Source organism: Sandaracinaceae bacterium, assembly GCA_016706685.1.
In the GTDB taxonomy this organism is placed as follows: Bacteria; Myxococcota_A; Polyangia; order Polyangiales; family Houyiibacteriaceae; genus JADJJE01.
The window spans coordinates 1-18355 of sequence record JADJJE010000021.1; the positions used below are offsets into that span (position 1 = coordinate 1).

Annotated in this window: 17 protein-coding genes; 9 read left to right on the forward strand and 8 right to left on the reverse strand. The window is 70.8% G+C overall.

All coding sequences use genetic code 11. The features are described from left to right. Together IPI43_23370 and IPI43_23375 are read right to left on the reverse strand one after the other, a co-directional pair. A partial coding sequence (locus IPI43_23370) for a pyridoxamine 5'-phosphate oxidase family protein (protein ID MBK7777028.1) occupies positions 1 to 116 on the reverse strand: 116 nt, incomplete at its 3' end. Between the two features lie 72 nt (positions 117 to 188). Beyond that, positions 189 to 479: a hypothetical protein gene (locus tag IPI43_23375; protein MBK7777029.1), complete on the reverse strand. Its 291-nt coding sequence runs from the start codon at positions 477 to 479 to the stop codon at positions 189 to 191. Positions 480 to 1361: 882 nt separating this feature from the next. On the opposite strand from IPI43_23375, the gene IPI43_23380 reads away from it, so the two are divergent. Beyond that, a complete protein-coding gene (locus IPI43_23380) occupies positions 1362 to 1706 on the forward strand; it encodes a hypothetical protein (protein MBK7777030.1) in 345 nt (114 codons plus the stop codon). Between the two features lie 103 nt (positions 1707 to 1809). Further along, positions 1810 to 2040 carry a type II toxin-antitoxin system VapB family antitoxin gene (locus tag IPI43_23385; protein ID MBK7777031.1) on the forward strand — a complete coding sequence of 77 codons (231 nt, stop codon included), beginning with the start codon at positions 1810 to 1812 and terminating at the stop codon, positions 2038 to 2040. 496 nt (positions 2041 to 2536) lie between these two features. Here the strand turns inward: IPI43_23385 and IPI43_23390 are convergent, their stop codons facing one another. The 3 genes from IPI43_23390 to IPI43_23400 all read right to left on the reverse strand — a co-directional run bounded on the left by IPI43_23390 (position 2537) and on the right by IPI43_23400 (position 5188). Then, the gene (locus tag IPI43_23390) at positions 2537 to 2677 is read right to left on the reverse strand and encodes a hypothetical protein (GenBank protein MBK7777032.1); all 141 of its coding nucleotides are present in this window, start codon (positions 2675 to 2677) and stop codon (positions 2537 to 2539) included. Positions 2678 to 2681: 4 nt separating this feature from the next. Continuing rightward, the gene (locus tag IPI43_23395; protein MBK7777033.1) at positions 2682 to 3947 is read right to left on the reverse strand and encodes a hypothetical protein; all 1266 of its coding nucleotides are present in this window, start codon (positions 3945 to 3947) and stop codon (positions 2682 to 2684) included. A 962-nt stretch (positions 3948 to 4909) separates the two neighbouring features. Then, positions 4910 to 5188, reverse strand: coding sequence for a hypothetical protein (locus tag IPI43_23400; protein ID MBK7777034.1), 279 nt, complete (start codon positions 5186 to 5188; stop codon positions 4910 to 4912). A gap of 121 nt (positions 5189 to 5309) precedes the next feature. Between IPI43_23400 and IPI43_23405 the strand changes: the two genes are divergently transcribed. The 5 genes from IPI43_23405 (at position 5310) to IPI43_23425 (ending at position 12451) form a co-directional block, all read left to right on the forward strand. Next, complete coding sequence (locus IPI43_23405) at positions 5310 to 6227, forward strand: hypothetical protein (GenBank protein ID MBK7777035.1); 918 nt, start codon at positions 5310 to 5312, stop codon at positions 6225 to 6227. Positions 6228 to 6267: 40 nt separating this feature from the next. After that, positions 6268 to 7854, forward strand: coding sequence for a serine/threonine-protein kinase PknK (locus tag IPI43_23410; GenBank protein ID MBK7777036.1), 1587 nt, complete (start codon positions 6268 to 6270; stop codon positions 7852 to 7854). A gap of 82 nt (positions 7855 to 7936) precedes the next feature. Next, a complete protein-coding gene (locus IPI43_23415) occupies positions 7937 to 9991 on the forward strand; it encodes a hypothetical protein (GenBank protein MBK7777037.1) in 2055 nt (684 codons plus the stop codon). 85 nt (positions 9992 to 10076) lie between these two features. Further along, the gene (locus IPI43_23420; GenBank protein ID MBK7777038.1) at positions 10077 to 10991 is read left to right on the forward strand and encodes a hypothetical protein; all 915 of its coding nucleotides are present in this window, start codon (positions 10077 to 10079) and stop codon (positions 10989 to 10991) included. Then, positions 10988 to 12451: a neutral/alkaline non-lysosomal ceramidase N-terminal domain-containing protein gene (locus IPI43_23425; GenBank protein MBK7777039.1), complete on the forward strand. Its 1464-nt coding sequence runs from the start codon at positions 10988 to 10990 to the stop codon at positions 12449 to 12451. The genes IPI43_23420 and IPI43_23425 overlap by 4 nt, the downstream gene beginning before the upstream one ends. A 24-nt stretch (positions 12452 to 12475) precedes the next feature. Here the strand turns inward: IPI43_23425 and IPI43_23430 are convergent, their stop codons facing one another. Next, positions 12476 to 14149: a hypothetical protein gene (locus tag IPI43_23430; protein MBK7777040.1), complete on the reverse strand. Its 1674-nt coding sequence runs from the start codon at positions 14147 to 14149 to the stop codon at positions 12476 to 12478. Between the two features lie 601 nt (positions 14150 to 14750). Between IPI43_23430 and IPI43_23435 the strand changes: the two genes are divergently transcribed. Next, the gene (locus IPI43_23435) at positions 14751 to 15221 is read left to right on the forward strand and encodes a hypothetical protein (GenBank protein MBK7777041.1); all 471 of its coding nucleotides are present in this window, start codon (positions 14751 to 14753) and stop codon (positions 15219 to 15221) included. Here IPI43_23435 and IPI43_23440 read toward each other — a convergent pair. Beyond that, positions 15209 to 16738, reverse strand: a complete 1530-nt coding sequence (locus IPI43_23440; GenBank protein MBK7777042.1) for an NAD(P)/FAD-dependent oxidoreductase — start codon at positions 16736 to 16738, stop codon at positions 15209 to 15211. The genes IPI43_23435 and IPI43_23440 overlap by 13 nt on opposite strands. Positions 16739 to 16788: 50 nt before the next feature. Next, positions 16789 to 17541, reverse strand: a complete 753-nt coding sequence (locus tag IPI43_23445) for an enoyl-CoA hydratase/isomerase family protein (protein MBK7777043.1) — start codon at positions 17539 to 17541, stop codon at positions 16789 to 16791. Positions 17542 to 17609: 68 nt separating this feature from the next. Between IPI43_23445 and IPI43_23450 the strand changes: the two genes are divergently transcribed. After that, entirely contained in the window at positions 17610 to 18353 is a 744-nt protein-coding gene (locus IPI43_23450; GenBank protein ID MBK7777044.1) for a hypothetical protein, read from the forward strand. The last annotated feature ends 2 nt before the right edge of the window (positions 18354 to 18355 follow it).

Genomic DNA, 18355 nt, shown 5'->3' on the forward strand with positions numbered 1-18355 from the left:
CTGGCGAACGGGTTCTGGTCCACGTTGCGGCGCGTCCGGTTGAAGAACTGGCAGGACAGCGCCACGTGGGCTTCGTCCAGGTAGTGCACCTGGCTCAACGTAGCGATGTTCGGCACGCCGTCGGCACCGCACGTGGCGATGCCCGCGGGGTGCGACGCCCTGGAAGCAGCAAGAGAAGTCCGCGAGCTTCATCGACGCACCGTGACGGCGCGCCCTGCGCCTGGCCCGGGGTCTGCTCGAACACGCTGGTGAAACGTGAACTCCACGGCCTTGCACGGCGTGAAGACCATGCGCGCGATGACGGCGGGGGCCAGCCCGATCATGGCGTACTCCGCGAGCGTGCGGCTCACGAACGCCGCGATCTCGGCCTCCTCGACGGGCGTGGTGTCGCGCACCGTGGTGGCGCGCCCCTTCAGCTGGATGCCCCGGTGCGTGGTGGGCTGCTCGATGACCACGGCGATGGCGCCGTTGGCGGTCACGTTCGCGATAGCCAGCCCAGCCTCACCACTGGGGCAGGGAACCTTCGTGTCAGGCCCCGGTGAGCGACAGCGCAGCCCGGGCGACGGTGCGGGACCAGCTGCTCGCCGCGCGTGGCAACCAGCACGCCCAGCCCCACCTTCAAAAACCAGCGATGTCGACCTGGTCCATGAGGGCTGTCCGACCGAGAGGGGTACCACGAACCGTGCGGGCGCTCACGCTCCACCCGCGCACCTGTTTCAGCGTTGTTTCGAAGGCATATCAGCCCCGCAACTTCGACCAGGAGGCGTCCCTCCCGAGGGCCAGCCAGCCCCCGGACGGCTACGCTGTGCAAATCGTGACCAGCTTGCGTCGGCAGTTCCGCAACGTGCATGGGTACCGCCGCGCCTTCATCGAGGCGCGCACGGCGAAATCGGACAAGCCGCGCGCCGACTCCATGTGCGTGCGCCAACGCCAATGCGCGACTCTGCTGAGCGTCGCTGGACGTGGACCGCGTGACGGTCATGGGGCGCCCGCTGGGCGGCGGCGTGGCCATGCAGTTCGCCTGTATCAGTGCACCGAGCGCTGCGAGTGCCCGGTGCTGGTGGGCACTGGCGGCGTGATTCACGAGGTGAGGAACCCCGTGTTGCGCTTCGGTCAGGCGCCCAACGCTGTCCGGTGCGCCGCTGCTGGGGTGCCCGGCGCCCGGCTCGTGGAGCAAGGGGTCTTCGTGGCGCTGCGGGCGCTCGACGACCAACATCGGGCTCGACTCGCCCAGCTCATCCGCATCTTCGACGCTGCCCAACGCGGCCTCACGGCGCGCCTTCGTGCGCACGCTGCGCGGCAGCCGTGGGACTGGCGCGGGCAGGCCATCACCATGCTGGACCGCTGCTACTGGCCAGGACATGCCCACGCTGGTGGTCTGGGGCGACGCGACGGCGTCATCCCGTCAAGCACGCGGGGCGCATCCACGATGCCTGCCCGACAGCCGGCTCGAGGTGTTCGAGGGCGCGGGGCACTTCCCGCACCAGCACGACCCGGCCCGCTTCCTGCGCGTGTTCCGCGAGTTCTACGCCAGCACCAGCGCCTGCACCCACAGCGCCGACGAGTGGCGCGCGCTCCTGCGGCAGGGGGCCAAGCACGCGCTGCCGGCGCCGGCGCAGGCGACTCCCGAGGCCGCGTCGGAGGCTCCTGCCCCGGGGGCGAGAGGTCGCGTCATCCGGCTCCCGTCGGCGCTGCGGCGGGCCTGATTCCGCGCGCCATGCTGCGCGCCGCCAGCATGGAGCGCGACTACGGCGTGAACCTCGGTGGGTATGGTAGGAATAGGCATCTCGGTATGGCACATTCTTCCGTATGAAGAAGACGCTCAACATTGACGAAGACCTCCTCGCGCGCGCGAAGTCGGCCGTCGGTGCTCAGACCGACACGGACACCGTGAGGCTCGGCCTGGAGGCGCTCGTGCGGAAAGCCGCGTACGCACGCTTGGCTAGGCTCGGAGGTTCGGAGCCGCTGGCCAACGACGTCCGCAGGCCGCGGGAAGCTCCAAAGAAGAAGGCGAGGTCCTCGCGGACGCGTGCCGCGTGATGGTGCTCGTGGACACGTCGGTGTGGATCCGCTTCCTCCGCGCCGATGCCACGGTGCTCGCTCCGCTCCAGCGCTTGCTTCTGGACGAGAGCGTCCTCGGTCACGAGCTCGTGGAGGGCGAGTTGTTCATCGGGGACCGGGGTGGGCGGGCTGCGCTGATCGCCGACTACCGCTTTGATGGACCGGCTGCCCGTCGTGGCGCACTAGGAGGTGATGGAATTCGCGAAGGCGCACCGCCTACACGGGCTTGGTCTGAGCTGGGTGGACGTGCATCTGCTCGCAGCCACCATCGTCGCCGGCGCCAAGCTGTGGACTGCGGATCGTGCGCTTCGGGACACCGCTGATGGGCTTGGGTGTGCGCATGAACCGTAGTGACTCCGCGAACGTGGACGCCGCGGTGCCCGCGGGGAAGACGGGGTTGGAGCACCGGCTACCCGGGCGAAGCTCGCCCGTCACCGCGCGCCTTCTCGGGGGGTGGCCAGCGGCCACTGACCAGTCAGGGGATCAGCACGTTCGTCGGGCAGATGCGCACCGGACCGGCTGCCTCGGGGGTGTTCACCAAGAAGTACGAGGCGAAGAACGGCACGCGCACGTAGGCCCCGAACTTCTGCGGGTTGCCGACGGCGGGATTGATCACGCACCTACTTGGCGGCAGAGCCCGCGGCCACGGTGACCCACCCAGCGCCCTGCATACGGACCCGCAACCGGGCTTGTATGGGCAAGGCTAAACCCTTGAACCTATCCCAGATGGCTCGTCCCTCTTCCATCGCACGCAGCTCGTCGATCCGGTCGATGGCCGCTTGGCTGCCACTGGCCGCTATGTGGTCGAGCGCTTGGAGGGCGGCGAAGCGAGCGTCGAAGGCCGGATGACCGAGCTGCTGCGTCAAGCCCTCCAGCGCCGCGGGGTGGTCGTCAGGGGCCAAGAGGCCGAGCATCCACGCGGCCTTCTCGGCGGCCATCGCGTCCGGGTCCACAAGCTCAGCGACGTAGCACGCCAGATCCGTGTCGCATTGCTCGGCCGCTAGCAGGTAGGGAACGAGATACTCGTCGTAGCGCGCGGCGTTGTCGGCGTCGGCGGCGATGATGGATCGTAGCTGAGCCGCCTGAGCACGATTGGCGAGCCTGGCCAAGCTGACCAAAGCGGTCTCACGAGTGGCGGTGTGGGCGCGTTGGTCGCGCGCTACGGTGAAGAAGAGCGGGAGGTAGGCGGGGTCGAAGGTATTGGCCATCGTCGCGAGAAGCTGCGCTCGGGTCTCGATCTGGTCGGCGCCAAGCCTGCGGTAAATCGCGGTGACCGCGACGCGCACGCGCCGCTGCTGAGCAGCAGTCAACCGGAGTCGCACGAGCGCGACAAGGCCGTTGAGCTGGCGAGAGCGCTCCCGCGCGCGCGTCTCGGCGAACAGTGGCTCGAACGCGTCCGCTAGACCCAGCATGCCGAGCGCGTACGTGGCCTCCGGGGTGACGACCTGCTCGCGGCTGACGCTCAGATTGGGATCGCCCTCTCGAAAGGCCGCGATGAGAGCGTCCGCTGCGATGTTGGCCGCGGAGTGGGTTCCGTCGAGCACGCTCAGCAGGGGCTGCAACGACGGACGCCCGATGCGCACCAGAGCCTCGGCCGCCACGTCATTCATGCGCATGCGCGGGTTGCGCGGTGCAAACTGGAAGAGCGCCCGAATCATGGGCTCCACCGCCGCAGGGTCGCCGTTCTGACCGAGCTCGCGCGCAGCCAGGCGATTGATCAAGAAGTGTTGGCTCTCCGAGTGGACCCCCATGATGCGAACCAGCGCCGGGGTAGCCACGTTGCCTCTCAGGCTCCCGAGAGCACGCACGAACTCGATGCGCATCTGGTTGTCGACCTCGCGGACGTCAGAGATGCGCTCGTAGGCGGCACCGAGGGCGACCGCCACCGCGCTCAGCTCGCCTTCGGGCACGCGCACTCGCGCGATGGCCTGCGCGGCGCGAACAGCATGCAGCTCAGTAGACCCCGTGTGCCACGCGAGCCCCTGGACGAGCGCTGGCAAGGCCCGAGCGTCTCGGGCCTCCCGAAAAACTTCGAGGATTTCGATGCCGTTACTGCGTTCGTCCGGGAAGCTGATGTACGTATGCGTGAGCGCAGGGACGATGACGTTCGTTAGCGCAACGACGGGGTGCGCCGTGTGGTCGCCTCCGCTGTCCGCGAGGACGAGGGAGTAGATGCGGTGAAGGTTGGCGATGGCGCGTCTCCGGCACGCCTCGTTGCCGAGGTCTCCGACTTGGCGCGCAACGTCGTCTTCGTCGCTCTCGCACGGAGTGCTTGGTGTGGACTCTCCCCCGGTCGTGATGGGAGTTTGCGCGCGCCGTGGAGATGACGCCTCCTGCCGCTCCGATGGGGATACTTCGGCGTGACCAGCGCAGCCTGCGACGACCACGCACGAGACCCCGAGAGCGACAGCAGCGATGGAGCGTGGCAGGTGCCGCGGTCGACCCGAGCTCATCGTCTTCACGAAGCCGTCTACTTGAACACCGCGTCCGCGCCGTCGCGCTTCAGCGCCGTGCGGATCGCAGCTTAGAACCCCTGCCCCAGCGCGCGCTTGGCCCGCCAGAGCACCTTCCCGTTGGTCTGCGGGATGATGTACAGCGATGCCGGCCAGCAACTCGTCCGCGGTCACGTCCATAGGAAACATGAACATTTGCAACGTGTTGCATGAAGAGTCTACATAGCATTCGAACCACGCAATACGCTGGCGGTCAGCGCGCATGAAGCCCCTGCCGGCCTCTTCAAGATGGCACGTTCGGGGCTCTGGGCGCCAGTGCTATCGGTGAACGCCCTGCCACGAGGCGCGCGGACGCAGCGGTACATCGCCGGTCTCGCGGTGCTTCCCTCGGCAGTTCACCGCGGGTCGCTGGGGTCGAGCTGGCAGAAGTCGTCCGCGAGAGCGTGCCGGTTGGGCTCGTAGCAGAGGTCTTCCTCAAACAGGGAGGAGGGTGCGCGGGGCTCGGGGGTGTCGAGGCCTTGGTGGCGCAGGATGCGCTGAATGCTCGAGTGCTCCAGGACGGTCGCCATGTGGCGCATGCGGCCGCCGCCGTGGAGGCAGGCCAGGACGTCCAGGCCGAAGCTGTGGCGCATGAGCTGGGCCCACACGGCCTTGCTGCAAGGCACTATGGGCACCCCGGACTGAAGGTACCCCCTCCGCGCTGCCACGCCGTGACGACCGCGCCAGGGTTTGGTACGTCTCGACGATGCGGCGACTGTGGATCGATGCGGATGGCCGACAGGGAGGCAGGCAAAGATGGCGCGTTCTGCAGTCTTGACGGGTCGCTTCGACGCCCGTGACCGCGCGAAGGTCCGTCATCGACGAGACCGTGTGGAGCCGCCAGCGCGACCGGCCCGGGATGCGCTGTGGGCGTTTCTGGTCTCCTCGCCCTATGCCGCTCTCGAGGCCAGCGCCGTCGCTCGGATCGATACGGTCGGCTTCCTGCGCGAGACGCCCGACTTCGACATGCCGCCCGAGGAGCGGCTGCGCTGCCTCGCCATCCTGCTGGAGCGAAAGGTCCCCGGCGTTCACCCGCGGGACCTCGACCGAATCTATGCAGCGGCGCTGCAGCTCGCGCCGCGCGCGGCGGCCGTGTGGCACTCGCGCGGTATCGCCGCGTGCCTCGCGGGGGACATGGAAGACGATGCGCAAGCCGCGACGAGAGCCGCACTGCCAGCGCTCCGGTGGCTCCACACCGCGCTCGAGCTGGACGCCCTCGACCCGAACATCCTCTGCCACATCGGCCAGTGGCACTACGACTACGGGGAGTCGCTCGACGAGGCGGCTTCATGGTTCGAGCGAGCGCTTGCTCTCGAGCCGCGACACCACACCGCGCTGCTCTACCGAGCTCACTGCCTGCACGATGCGGAACGCTGGCACGAAGCCATCGCCGCGTACCAAGCTTTGCCACTGGACTCGTTCAAGCGGTCGGCGGCCTGGCTGGTGGACGTCATCCTCGAAGCTCAGTCCTACTGCCAGCTCAGGGCCGGAGATGCCGTCGCTGCGCTCGATGGCTTTCGACGGCTCTTGGACCGCTTGGAGAAGGAGCCGATGCGTGCTCTCCCCATGAAGCTCCAGTATCTGCGCGAGGCCTCGCAGGGCCCGCTTCGGCTCGAGCTCGGCGAGCGCTACACCGCGTTCATCCGCCTCGAACGAGGACGAACGGACACCTGATTCCGCGCCGTTCGCGCACCCAGAAGTGGTACACCGGGGCATGTCGTGGGATCCACCCGAAGCCGAGTCGGAGGCGCACACGCGCCAGGACAGCGGCGTGGTCACGAACGACGGAACCGCCACGCGCGCGGACCCGGTGCGGCGCTCGGATCCGGCGGCGCCGGCCACCATCGGGCGCTTCCGCATCGACGAGGTGCTGGGCTCTGGCGGCATGGGGGTGGTGTACCTGGCGCGCGATCCCTTCGAGCCCGAAGACGCGCGCGCGGTGGCGCTGAAGACGCTGCGCTCGCCCGACCCGGTGGCGCTCATGCGCTTCAAGAGCGAGTTCCGCTACACGGCCGCGCTGGCGCACCCCAACCTGGTGAAGCTCTACGAGCTGGGCGTGGCCAACGACACGTGGTTCTTCACCATGGAGCACGTGCCGGGCGCGGACCTGGGCGAGCACCTCACGCTGCGCTCGCCGCCCGGGGCGCTGCAGGCCGGTGTGTTGCGCGACGTGTTCGCGCAGCTGGTGGATGGCCTCGGTGCCCTGCACGCCGCGGGGGTCCGGCACCTGGACCTCAAGCCCAGCAACGTGATGGTGTCGGACGAGGGCCGCGTGCTCTTGCTGGACTTCGGCGTGGCTGCGCTGAAGGGCGGGCAGACGCGCGGCACCGAAGGGCACCGCGTGGTGGGCACGCCGCTCTACATGGCGCCCGAGCAGGCGCGCGGGGCACCCACCGACACGCGCGCGGACCTCTATGCGCTGGGCGTCATGCTCTACGAGGCGCTGGTGGGGCGGCGGCCCTTCGAGAAGGCCGGCGACTCGGCGCTCACCATCATCATGCGCAAGTGCTCGGAGGCGCTGCCGCACCCGAGCGAGGTGGTGGCGCTGCCGCCCGAGTGCCTGCCGCTGGCCGACCTGGCGCACGCCCTGATGGAGCGCGACCCCGGAGCGCGCCCCACGCTGGACGAGATCCTGGCGGTGCTGCGGCCGGAGCTGGCCAGCTCTGGCCGCGCGCTCGGGGCCACGGCCGTGGCGCTGGTGGGCCGCGAGGAGGAGCTGGACACCATCTTGACGGCCTACCACGAGCGCGACACCAGCCGCCCCACGGTGCTGCACGTGCGCGGGCGCTCGGGCGTGGGGAAGTCGCGGCTCATCGAAGAGGCCGTTCTGCGCCTGTCCAGCGTGGCCACCGTACTCAACGCCAAGTGCCATGAATTCGAGGCGATTCCGTACAAGGGCCTGGACGACCTGATCGACCAGGCGGTGTTGCGCCTGTGTCGCTTCCCCCCGGACGTGCGGCAGGCGCTCAACACCGAGGACACCACGCACGCGGCGCGCATGTTCCCGGCCATCTACGGCGCCTTCCCCGAGCTGCCCGACGCGCCGGCCCTCCCAGGCGGCGCCGACGTGCGCGAGCTGGCCTATGCCGGCCTCGCCACGTTGCTCTCGGCGCTGCACCTCGAGCGCCCGCTGTGTCTGGTGCTGGACGACGCGCAGTGGGGCGACGCCGGCGCGGGCCGCATCCTCGCCTCGCTGATGAGCCCGCCCATCTCGCTGCCGGTCTTCTGGGTGCTGGCCTACCGCTCCGACGAGGCCCACGAGCGCGCTGCTGCAGCAGCTGGCGCCGCTGTCGGGGCGTGACCTGCACCACGAGAGCCACCTGGACCTCGCCCCGCTCTCCGCGGCCGCTGGCGTGGAGCTGGCGCGGCGCTGCAGCCACGACGTGAACACGCTGGAGCTCGCGGAGATCGCGGCCGACGCGGGCGGCAACCCGTTCCTCATCGAGCAGCTGGCGCTGCACGGCGCGCGCACGGGCCAGCGGGTGAGCGTGGAGTCCGTGGTGAAGGCCCGCTACGAGGAGCTGTCCGACCAGGCCCGCAGCCTCTTGCGCACGGTGTCGGTGGCGGGCCAGCCGCTGCCCCAGCAGCTGCTGCTGCGCGCGGCGGCCGTGAGCGACGCGCGCGCCACGGTGGCCACGCTGGCGGCCAAGTCGTTGCTGCGCGTGGATGGCGCGGGCCTGAACGCCAACGTGGTGGCCTATCACGACCGCATCCGCGAGGGCGTGCTGCTGGCGCTCGAGCCCGAGGAGCGGCGCCACTGCCACGCGGCGCTGGCGCGCGAGCTGCTGGCCGAGCCCGACGTGGCGCCGCAGCTGGTGGCTTCACACCTGCACGGCTCGGGGCAGCTGCGCGAGGCGGCCGAGTACGCGCTGCTGGCCGCGGCCGAGGCCCAGCGCACGCTCGCGTATCAGGCCGCGGCGGACTCGTATCGCGACGCGCTGCTGTGGTCCGGTGGCCAGCTGCCCAACGTGGCGGCGGTGCAGCGGGCGCGCGCCGACGCGCTGCACCAAGCGGGGCGCTGCGACGAAGCCGGCGCGGCCTACCTGGCGGCCGTGGAGGGTGTGCAGGACGGGCGCGCGCGCATGGAGCTGCAGCGCCTGGCCGCCGAGGCGTTCTTGGCGGCGGGCGCCGTGAAGGAGGCCTTCGAGGTGCTGCGGCCGCTCTTCGCGGCGGCCGACGTGCCCTTCCCGAAGGACAGCGGGGCTGCGCTGCGTGGGCTCTTGCTGGCCACGGCGCGCGTGCGCATGCGCGTGCGGGAGGCGGCGCTCACCCCACGCCCGAAGGTGAACGAAGACGCCCTCTTCAAGAGCGCGCTGTGCTGGTCGGTGGGCAAGGGGCTCAGCAACATCGCGCCGGTCGAGGGCACGGTCACCATCCTGCGCAGCCTGCTCTATGGCTTGGACTCGGGCTGCCCGCGCGCGGCCGCCAACGGCCTGCTCTTCGTGGGCTCCGGCTTCGTGCCGTTCATGGGCACGCGCCCCGACGACTTCATGGCCTTGGCGCGGCGCATCGCCGACGCCGAGGAGTCGCCCACGCTGCGCGGCCTGGTGCACGTGGCGTGGTGCCAGCGCGGTCTCTTGGAGGGCGGCTGGGACGCGGCCATCGAGCACGGCGACCGCGCGGTCGAGCTGCTCACGTCGTCGCCCGAGCCCACGGCGTGGAGCGTGGCCATCGCGCGCACCACCATCACCGCGTGCCTCGAGTACCGCGGGCGCCTGCGCGAGATGCGCTCCCGCAGCGAAGAGTTCCTGCGGCAGACCGCCAACAGCGGCGAGCAGATCACCTTCGTCATGGTGACCAGCGCGCTGGGCTACACGCTGGCCGCGGCCGGCGACGCCGAGGGCCTGTCGCGTGCCATCCGCGACATGCGCGAGACGATGGACTCGTGGACGGTGGACTTCGGCATGTGGGACTTCTACCGCCTGCGCTTGGAAGTGCTGGAGCGCCTGATGGGCGACCACCCCGCGAGCGCCCTCGAGCTGGTGGACGCCGCCTGGCCTGCCATCCGCACGGCCAACCTGCTGCGCGTGCCCGTGGTGCTGCCCGCCATCCTGCACGTGCGCCTGGCCGCCGAGATGGCGGCGTGGGCCGAGAACCGCGGGGATGGTCGCTTGCGGAAGCGCGTGAAGAGCACGTGCGACGAGCTGCGCGCGGTGAAGCGTCCGGACGGCCCCGCGCTCGGGCAGATCGCACAGGCCGCGCTGCACCTGGCGGCGGGCTCGCGCGCGCAGGCCGAGGCCGAGCTGGTGCGGGCCAAGGCCGCCTGCGATGTGGCCCGGCTGGGCGCGCATGGGCTCATGGCGGAGCGCGCGCTCTTGCGCTTGCGGGGCGAGTCGGACGAGCCGCTGGGCCCGGTGCTGGCGGACCACGGCATGACAGCGCCCGCGCGCTGGGCGCGGTACCTCACGCCGGGTTTCGGCGAGGGGCAGTTCTTGTAGGCGCTGTCCCTGAGGGGACACCGCGTCTCGAGCCGAGCACACGACGCGATTGACGCTCGGGCGACCTCACGCCTACCGTGTGGCGATGAAGAGGACTGCCCACCTCCCTGCGCCGCCTCGCGTTGGTGCGTCTCTGATCACGATCGCGCTCGGCCTCGCCGGCTGCGGTGGATCGGCCGCCACGGCACCTCGCCCGGCGGCTCAGGTGGGCGAGGTGGGTGCCATGCCCGACGGCCGCGACGGGCGCACGCCCGAGACCGCGTGGCACGCGTGCTTCGACACGCGCAGTGACTACCGGCGCGTGGCCGAGTACCGCTGCGCCGACGGGTCCATGCCGCTCGGGGGTGACGTGCGCGCGGGCGGCGCGGCGCGGCGCGGCAACATCGGCGCGGGCCCCGACGGACACATCCTGGACCTGTACGACGTGCCGTGCCCCGAGGGCGCGGTGCCCATCCACGTGGACGGCTACCACTGTGAAGAGGAGCTCGCGCCGCTGAGCGAGCCCGAGATCCAGCAGGCCATGAGTGACCTGCGTCGCTATGTGCACTCTCCCGAAGACATGAGCCTCGCGGTGGTCACGCGCGGGACCCGCCTGGCCCAGCAGCTGGGCATCACCTATCCGGACTGCCGTCACCTCTATGAGCTGCTCATCCCCAGCGAGGCGGAGGTCGCGGAGTGGCGCTTCCTCGTGAGCATCTACCTCTCCGCGCAGCTCGTGGGGCTCTTCGAGTTGCGTGCGGACTACCAGCGTGCGGTCGACCCCACCATCTTCCGCGCGATCCAGATGGAGAAGGTGAGCACCGCCGCCATCACGTACGTGGCCACCTACCGGCGCCTGATCATGGCCGGCTATGGCGCGCTGCAGAGCGCGCGTCTCGACCGCCTTGCGGCCTTGACGAGCGCGGAGCTCGAGGAGGTCATCGATGAGACCATCAACATGTGCAACCTCGAGGCGATGTTGCCCGGCATGCGCGTGGAGCGCAGGGAGCCCACCCCATGACCACCGGCATCACCTGGCACAGCGTCGGCACCCTCGAGTACGGCACCAGCGAACACCCGCTCCCGCTGCCCGACGACTACGGCATGGCCGGCTACTCGCTGGGCGGGAAGAAGGGCGCCGTGGGGGGCCAGACGCTCTACGCGCGCAGCCTCGCGCTCAAAGACGCTAGCGGCGAAGAGGCCGTGGTGTGCATCGTGGACCTCATGTGCCCGTCGCTCGCGGTCTTCGAGGCCGTGGTGGCCAAGAGCGGCGTCCCCGCCGAGCGCCTCATCCTGGCGGGCACCCACACGCACACCGCCCCGGGGCACTACTACGCGGACTCGTTCTACCGGGTGTTCGCGCAGCCCGTGCGGCCCGACGCGCTGCTCACGCCCGACACGGCGTGGATCGACCAGCTGGCCGACGCCATCGCGAGCGGGGTCATGGCAGCGCGCGCGGCGCTGCGCCCGGGTGTGGTGGGGGTGGGCCAGAAAGACTGCTTCGGGCTCGCGCGCAACCGCTCCGAGCCGCCCTTCGTGGCCAACCCCGAGGCCAGCGCGTGGGCGACCGCGGGCCACCCTGCGGCCAGCGCGCCAGCCGGTCTCGACCCCACGCAGAAGGCCATCGACCCGCGCGTCACGTGCATCGCGGCGCGCCCCAGCGGCACGGGTGACGCGGCGGCGTTCGCGTTCTATGCGTGCCACGCCACGGCGCTCGGGCCGAAGCAGGCCACCTACCACCGCGACTGGCCGGGCTACGCTATCGGCGCCGTGGAGAACGCGCACCCCACCGGCGTGGTGGCCGCGCTGGGGCTCGCTTGCGCGGGCGACGTGACCCCGCTGCCTCCCGGCGAAGTGGAGGGCCCGGCGCAGGGAGAGCACCTGGCGCAGGGCGTGGGCGCAGGCGTGGGCGCCGTGGTGGCGGAGCTGCTGGCCAACCTGCCCAGCAGCAGCACGCCGCTCACGCTCAGCGTGGCCGGCGGCGCGCTGATTCCCGGGCCCGCGCACCCGTGGGACGTGGGCTACCCCATCTTGTTCGGGGCCGAGGACGGGCGCACCGAGATCCTGGGCAGCGTGCTGCGCGAGGGCATGCGCAAGCGCCCCGGCACCCAGCCGCCCGGCGACACGCAGTGGCCCAAGCGCTCGGTGCTGCCCGTGCTGCAGCGCTTCCTGCGCGGCGTGGGCCTCTCGCCTTCGCCCTGGCATCCGGTGCACCGCCTGCAGCTGGGCACGCACGTGTTCCTGACGGTGCCGGGCGAGCCCACCACCGTGGCGGGCCGGCGCGTGGAGCTGGCGGCGCTCGCGGCGCTCGGGGGCGTGAGCAGCGCCAGCCTGATTGGCTATGCGGGCGACTACGCGGGCTACTACACCACCCCCGAGGAGTACATGCATCAGCACTACGAAGGGGCCCACACGCTCTACGGCGTGCCCACCCTCCAGCTGCTGCAGGACGCGCTCTTCACGCTGCCCCCCATGCCCTGAGGGCGGCCCGAGCCAGCCCCGTGCTCATAGCCCCAGGTGGGCGCGCCAGTAGTGGTTCACGAACACCTGCTGCGGGTCCCATGCGGCGCGCAGAGCTTTCCACGAGTCCCACGCGGCTGCCCCGCACTTGTCGCGGCGGTAGGCCGAGCCCGTGCTGCTGCCCGGGGCCGAGAGCGACTTGCCCCAGTGGAAGCGCGCGTCGAAGCTCTTCAGCAGCTCCCAGTACTGTGGAAAGAAGTCGAGCTCGGGCTGCGCGCCGTCGCGCCAGAACACGAACGGGTCGATGCGCAGCACGGGCGTGCCGTGCGCCGCGCTCAGCGTGAAGGGGCTGGCCGGCGCGGCGTAGATCTCGGTGGCGAACGTGCCGGTGGCTTCGAGACCGCCAGCCGCCCAGAAGTCGCGCAGCGCGCGCATCACCTCGGGCGCTCTGTCGAGCGGCACCCACAGCTCGGTGAAGAGCACCGGCATCAGCTGGTCGTCCATCTGGTTGTCGTGCGGCAGCCCGTCGTACCAGGTGTCCGTGAAGCCCTTCCTCTCGTACACGCCGCCACTCTTGTTGCTGAGCGAGACCACCATGCGGATGAGCTCGCGCACCAGCACCTCCTTCACGCTGTCCACGCCGTCATCCACGTCCTCGAGCGTGTCGGCCAGGTTGTCGATGAGGTTGTCCAGGAACGGCCCCGACAGCGCTGGCGCGCCCAGGCCCGCGTCCGCAAACGCGTCATCGATCGTGCTGCGCAGCCAGGCCTCCGCGGCGGCGGCGTCCGCGTCTCCGGGCACCAGGTCGATGCGCGGCAGCACGCGCGTGTACAAGAAGCGCACGAACCACTGCGTGAGGAACGGCGCGGTCGTGAACTGACGGTAGGGCTTCGGCTTCCAGCCGGGCGGCTTCGCGGCGCGCTCGGCGGTCCAGATCTCCACCCGCTCCACGCCCTTCTGTGGCCAGTAGAGCAGGCGCGCGTAGTCGTTGGTCTCGAAGAACTTCTGCAGCGATGGGCGCGTGGCGTCACCGTCGCCGAACAGGTCGATCTGACAGTCCCCGGCCTGCTGCACCGACGTCCAGCCGTTCAAGATGTACTCGGGCTCGAGCTTCAGCGTGACCGTGGAGAGGACACCCAAGAGGCCCATCGACAGCCCCACGTGGGCGAACTCCGGGTCCGCTGGCGTGACGTCGCGCGGGACGCCGAGCCCGTCCAGCACGCGGATGGACGTGATGGCGCTGTGGAACGCGTGCTGCACGCTCGCGCCTGCCGAGCCCGTGCTCATGAAGCCCGAGAGCGTCTGATGTGAGATGCCGCCGAGCGCAGGCAGCGCCAGACCGCGCGCCGCCAGCGCCATCACCAGGCCCTCGCCTTCGTCCGGGGTCTCACCCGGGCCATACGGGTCCGACCCCAGGTTGCGGCCCGCCTCCACGGTCACGTAGTGAACCCCGCTCACCTCGGCGAAGGTGATCCCGCGGTACTGGTCCAGCATGACGTTGACGACAGGCGCACCGGGGTGGGTGGGCCCCGTCTCGGGGTCGAACGAGTCGGTGTAGACCGCGGCGGCCACCGAGTGTGCGCTGCCCCGCACGCGCAGCTGCGCGCCGTTGGCCCGCGCGGCGTGGATGAGCGCGATCAGCTCGGCCTCGCTCGTGGGGTGCTCGAACTGGGCCTCGTCGAAGCGCCTCACGCGCCAGCGGGACTGATCACTCGGCATGCACTCACCTCTCTCTTGCGCCTTCTGCGCGCGGCGAGACTACCACTCCTGCGCGGCCACCCGCTCGTGTATGGTGACTGGATGAAACCCGCTGTCGTCTGGTTGGTGTGTGGCCTCGTCCTGGGTTGTGGGGGCTCGCGTGGGACATCCGGTGCGGCAACCGCGACCGATACGCCCGCCTTCGAAATCCACGAGTGGGGCGTCATCACCACCAGCAGCGCCGGGACTGTGGTGTCGGCCGGTCCACCCGGCGCGCCGGTGCCCTTGATGGCCGTGGAGAAGCCCGTGCTCTACCTGCACGCCAGCGCGCCGCTCGCAGTGCAGCTCGAGGTGCTGGTGGGCGCCGGCTTCAGCGTGCCCGAGCACTATCCGCCCTCGAACAACATGCACTGGAGCGTGCAGGCCACCCCGGGCGCCTGCCCCGAGCGCCACACGTATCCCAGCGCGTGCGCCAGCCCCGACGGCGTCTGCGAGGTGCCCGAGCTCCCGCGCTACGAGACCACCGACGCGGCCTGCCTGCGCGTGGGCGAGCACCAGCTGCCGCTGCTGTTCTACCGGCTGGGCGCCGACGGGCCACATCACGCTGCCCACCGAGGTGCGCGTGCACGGCAGCGAGGTGAGCGCGCGCGCCACGCGCGACGGCGTGAGCGGCTGGCGAGTGGCTGTGGTGGACGGCGAGGTGCGCGCCGTGCCGGTGACGCTGGGCCAGGCCTGGCACCTGCTGCCCACCCCGAGCCAGCCGTGGACCGACGCGGCGGCGGCGCTCAACACGGCGCTGCGCGACAGTGGCCTCACCGACGAGGAGCGCGCGGCCTTTCAGCGCGCCTGGTGGCAGGAGCTGTTCGACGCTCCACCGCCCAGCCGTGTGACCGATGACCCCCTCGAGGAGCAGGCCGAGGACCAAGTGGCCGAGATACCCGAGGAGGCCGAGCGCTGGAGGCGCACCGAGCCAGTGCTGGACGTGCTCATCTACATGATGACGCCCGACGAGATCGACCGCGTGGCGCGCATCATCGCGACGCCCACGCCGAACGCCATCTCACGCGCGTTCTTGGTGCGTCACGTGCTCTGAGGCACCGGCTTCACCAGGCGCAGCTTGCGCACCGCGCCGCCCTGCGACTTCCGAGCTGCCGCGCGGCCCGAGAAGCGCATGGCGCCATCTTCCAGGCCCGCGTAGCGCAAGGTCAGTAGGTCCACCACGTAGTTCTGGTACAGCTTCCATGGCGCCTTGCTGCCTTGCTTGGGTATCTTGTCGATGGCGCGCTGCACGTAGCCCGAGGTGAAGTCCAACAACGGGATGCGCTCCACCGTGCCGGGATCGAGCACCGCGCAGCAGGTGCTCACGCCCTTCGCGTCCATGTAGTTCAGCAGGCGGCACACGTACGCGGCGGTGAGGTCGCACTTCAGCGTCCACGACGCGTTGGTGTAGCCGATGGCCAGCGCCAGGTTGGGCACCCCACTGCACATCATGCCCTTGTAGGTGACGGTGTCCGCCGGGTTGACCTTCTTGCCGTCCACAGATAGCGCGAGGTCGCTCAGGAACTGCAGCTCGAGGCCCGTGGCAGACACGATGATGTCGGCGGGCAGCAGCTCGCCCGACCGCAGCAGTACGCCGTCGCGCGTGATGCGCTCGATGCCGTCGGTCACCACGGACGCGCGTCCGGCGCGCACGGCGTCGAAGAAGTCGCCATCGGGCGCCAGGCACACGCGCTGGTCCCAGGGCGCGTACGTGGGCGTGAAGTGCTTCTCGACATCGTAGTCGGGGCCCAGCGCCTCGCGCACCATCTTCACCATGAGCGCCTTGGCACGCTCGGGGAAGCGCCGGCAGTAGGCGAACACGAACATCCCGAAGCCAATGTTCTTGGCCCTCGTGAGCCCATAGGCCAGCTCGCCGGGCAGGTGCTCGCGCAGCCAGTTGGCGATGGCGTCCTCGGCCGGCGCGCTGGCCACATACGTGGGCGAGCGCTGCAGCATGGTCACGTGGCCTGCCGTCTTCGCCATGGAGGGCACCAGCGTGATGGCGGTGGCGCCGCTGCCGATGACCACCACGCGCTTGCCCGCGTAGTCGAGGTCCTCCGGCCAGAACTGCGGGTGCACGAAGCGCCCGCCGAAGTCGTGCATGCCGGGGAAGTCCGGCTGGTAGCCGCGGTCGTAGTTGTAGTAGCCGCTGCACATGAACAGGAAGCCCACCGTGAAGCGCTGCACCTCGCCGGTGGCCGTGTGCTCGGCCTCCACCGTCCAGCGGGCCGTGTCGCTCGACCACGAGGCGCGCTTCACGTGCAGGCCGTAGCGGATCTTCCGGTCGATGCCGTAGGCCCGCGCCGTCTCGCCCAGGTAGGCCAGGATGTCCGGCGCGTCGGCGATGGCCTTCGGGTTGGTCCACGGCCGGAACGAGAAGCCCAGCGTGTACATGTCCGAGTCCGAGCGGATGCCCGGGTAGCGGAAGAGGTCCCACGTGCCGCCCATGCGCTCGCGGCGCTCCAGCAGCGCGAAGGTCTTGCCGGGGCAGAGCGTCTGCAGGTGATACGCGGCGCTGATGCCCGAGATGCCAGCGCCCACGATCAGCACGTCGAGGTCGTTCGGAGTCATGACCCCTCCATGAGTATCACGGCGCGCGGCTGGCGTGGGGGACCCCTGGGTCAGCGCTTTCGCCGCTGCATGTAGGCCTGAGCCTGCGCGGCCGTCTCGGGGTCCGCCAGCGCCTTCAGCAGCGCGTCGGCGTCGCTCGCCGCGTCGAAGGTGCCCGCGCGGATGGCCAGGGTCTGGGCCTTGGTGGTGCGCAGCGCGTTCTTGGGGAGCGAGGCCAGCGCGGCGAGGCGCTCCTCGAACGTGGCCGCGACGTCACCGCTCAGCTCGGTGGCCACGAAGCCCATGGCGTGGGCCTCGCGCGCGTCGAAGCGCCGGCACGACAGCACCAGGTCGAGCGCGCGCGACTCGCCGAGCAGCTGCACCAGCCGTGGCAGCGCGCCCCAGGTGAGGGGCATCCCGATGTCCAGCTCCGGAATGGAGAACCACGCGCCCTCGGCCGCCCAGCGCAGGTCGCAGGCGGCGGCCAGCACCACGCCGCCGCCCACGCAGTGCCCCTCGACGAACGCCACCGTGATCTGCGGCAGCGACGCCAGGGCCTCACCGGCCCGCCGCCCGAGGTCGGCCACCGTGGTCCGGTCGGTGGTCTGGAAGGCGGCCATGAAGCTCATCAGGTCGGCGCCGCCGCTGAAGAAGCCGCCCGCTCCGCGCAGCACCACCACGCGCACGTCGTCGCGGGTGCGCAGGTCGTCGCAGGCGCTCACGATGGCGCTCAGCAGCGCTGGGGTCAGCGGGTTGCGCCTGCCGAGGCCGCTCAGCGTGAGGGTGGTGACGGGGCCGACGGTGGTGGTCTCGAGGGTGGTCATGGGGTGCTCCGGGCGGGAGGGTAGCGCAGGCTGGAACAAGTGCGCCGCGGTGCGCGTATCATGGCGGCATGCACGCCCGCACCTCGCTGCTCGCCCTCGCGGGACTGTTGGTCCTCGGGGCCGCCGCGTGCCGCAGCACGGGCCCGGCGCCTACGGCCTCGGCTGCTCCGGCAGGAAGTGGCGGAGACCCGCACACCGCGAGCGCTCCTCCCGAGCCCGCGCCGCGCGTCCTCGCCACCAGCCCAGTGGCGCGGCTGCTCCTGCCGGCCAAGGACCTCTTCCGCGAGGAGGGCAACACCTTCAGCGTGCGCTTTCGCGTTTCGAACCTCACCAACCACAGCCTGCACCTGGACCTCGCGTCCCCCACGCTGGTGGGCCCGCAGCAGTGGGGCCCGCTCACTACGGAGGCGCGGCAGGTGGTGGACGAGATGCGACACAACGTGGGGGAGCTCAGCGTGGCCGACCGCGAGGCCCTGCGTGCGGCGCTGCGCGCGGGGACGCTCACCGAGCTGCCCGCAGGGGAGAGCCTCGACGTGTACGTGCCGTTTCATGGAGCCGACGCGCAGATGTTCATGGGCTTCGCCACGCCCTGGGTGTTCGTCAGCCTCGACGGCGCGCTCGACGTGGTGGACCCGCAGGGGGAGGCCACGCGTCTGTCGCTCGCGTGGACCGACGCGCGCGGGAACGCGGACACCGACATCGTGCACCGCATGCCCGTGGTGCTGGCCGAGCGCGACTGCCGCCGTGAGCGGAGCGTGCAGCCGCGCCAGGGCAGCCCCGAGTGGCCCGTGGTGGTCTGCCGCGTGCGCTGACG

Excerpts from the sequence above, each read along its gene's own strand:
- IPI43_23385 (MBK7777031.1), top strand. The coding sequence starts at position 1,810 with ATGAAGAAGACGCTCAACATTGACGAAGACCTCCTCGCGCGCGCGAAG.
- IPI43_23440 (MBK7777042.1), bottom strand. The coding sequence starts at position 16,738 with ATGACTCCGAACGACCTCGACGTGCTGATCGTGGGCGCTGGCATCTCG.
- IPI43_23420 (MBK7777038.1), top strand. The coding sequence starts at position 10,077 with ATGAAGAGGACTGCCCACCTCCCTGCGCCGCCTCGCGTTGGTGCGTCT.
- IPI43_23430 (MBK7777040.1), bottom strand. The coding sequence starts at position 14,149 with ATGCCGAGTGATCAGTCCCGCTGGCGCGTGAGGCGCTTCGACGAGGCC.
- IPI43_23380 (MBK7777030.1), top strand. The coding sequence starts at position 1,362 with ATGCCCACGCTGGTGGTCTGGGGCGACGCGACGGCGTCATCCCGTCAA.
- IPI43_23445 (MBK7777043.1), bottom strand. The coding sequence starts at position 17,541 with ATGACCACCCTCGAGACCACCACCGTCGGCCCCGTCACCACCCTCACG.
- IPI43_23425 (MBK7777039.1), top strand. The coding sequence starts at position 10,988 with ATGACCACCGGCATCACCTGGCACAGCGTCGGCACCCTCGAGTACGGC.
- IPI43_23405 (MBK7777035.1), top strand. The coding sequence starts at position 5,310 with ATGGCGCGTTCTGCAGTCTTGACGGGTCGCTTCGACGCCCGTGACCGC.
- IPI43_23450 (MBK7777044.1), top strand. The coding sequence starts at position 17,610 with ATGCACGCCCGCACCTCGCTGCTCGCCCTCGCGGGACTGTTGGTCCTC.
- IPI43_23410 (MBK7777036.1), top strand. The coding sequence starts at position 6,268 with ATGTCGTGGGATCCACCCGAAGCCGAGTCGGAGGCGCACACGCGCCAG.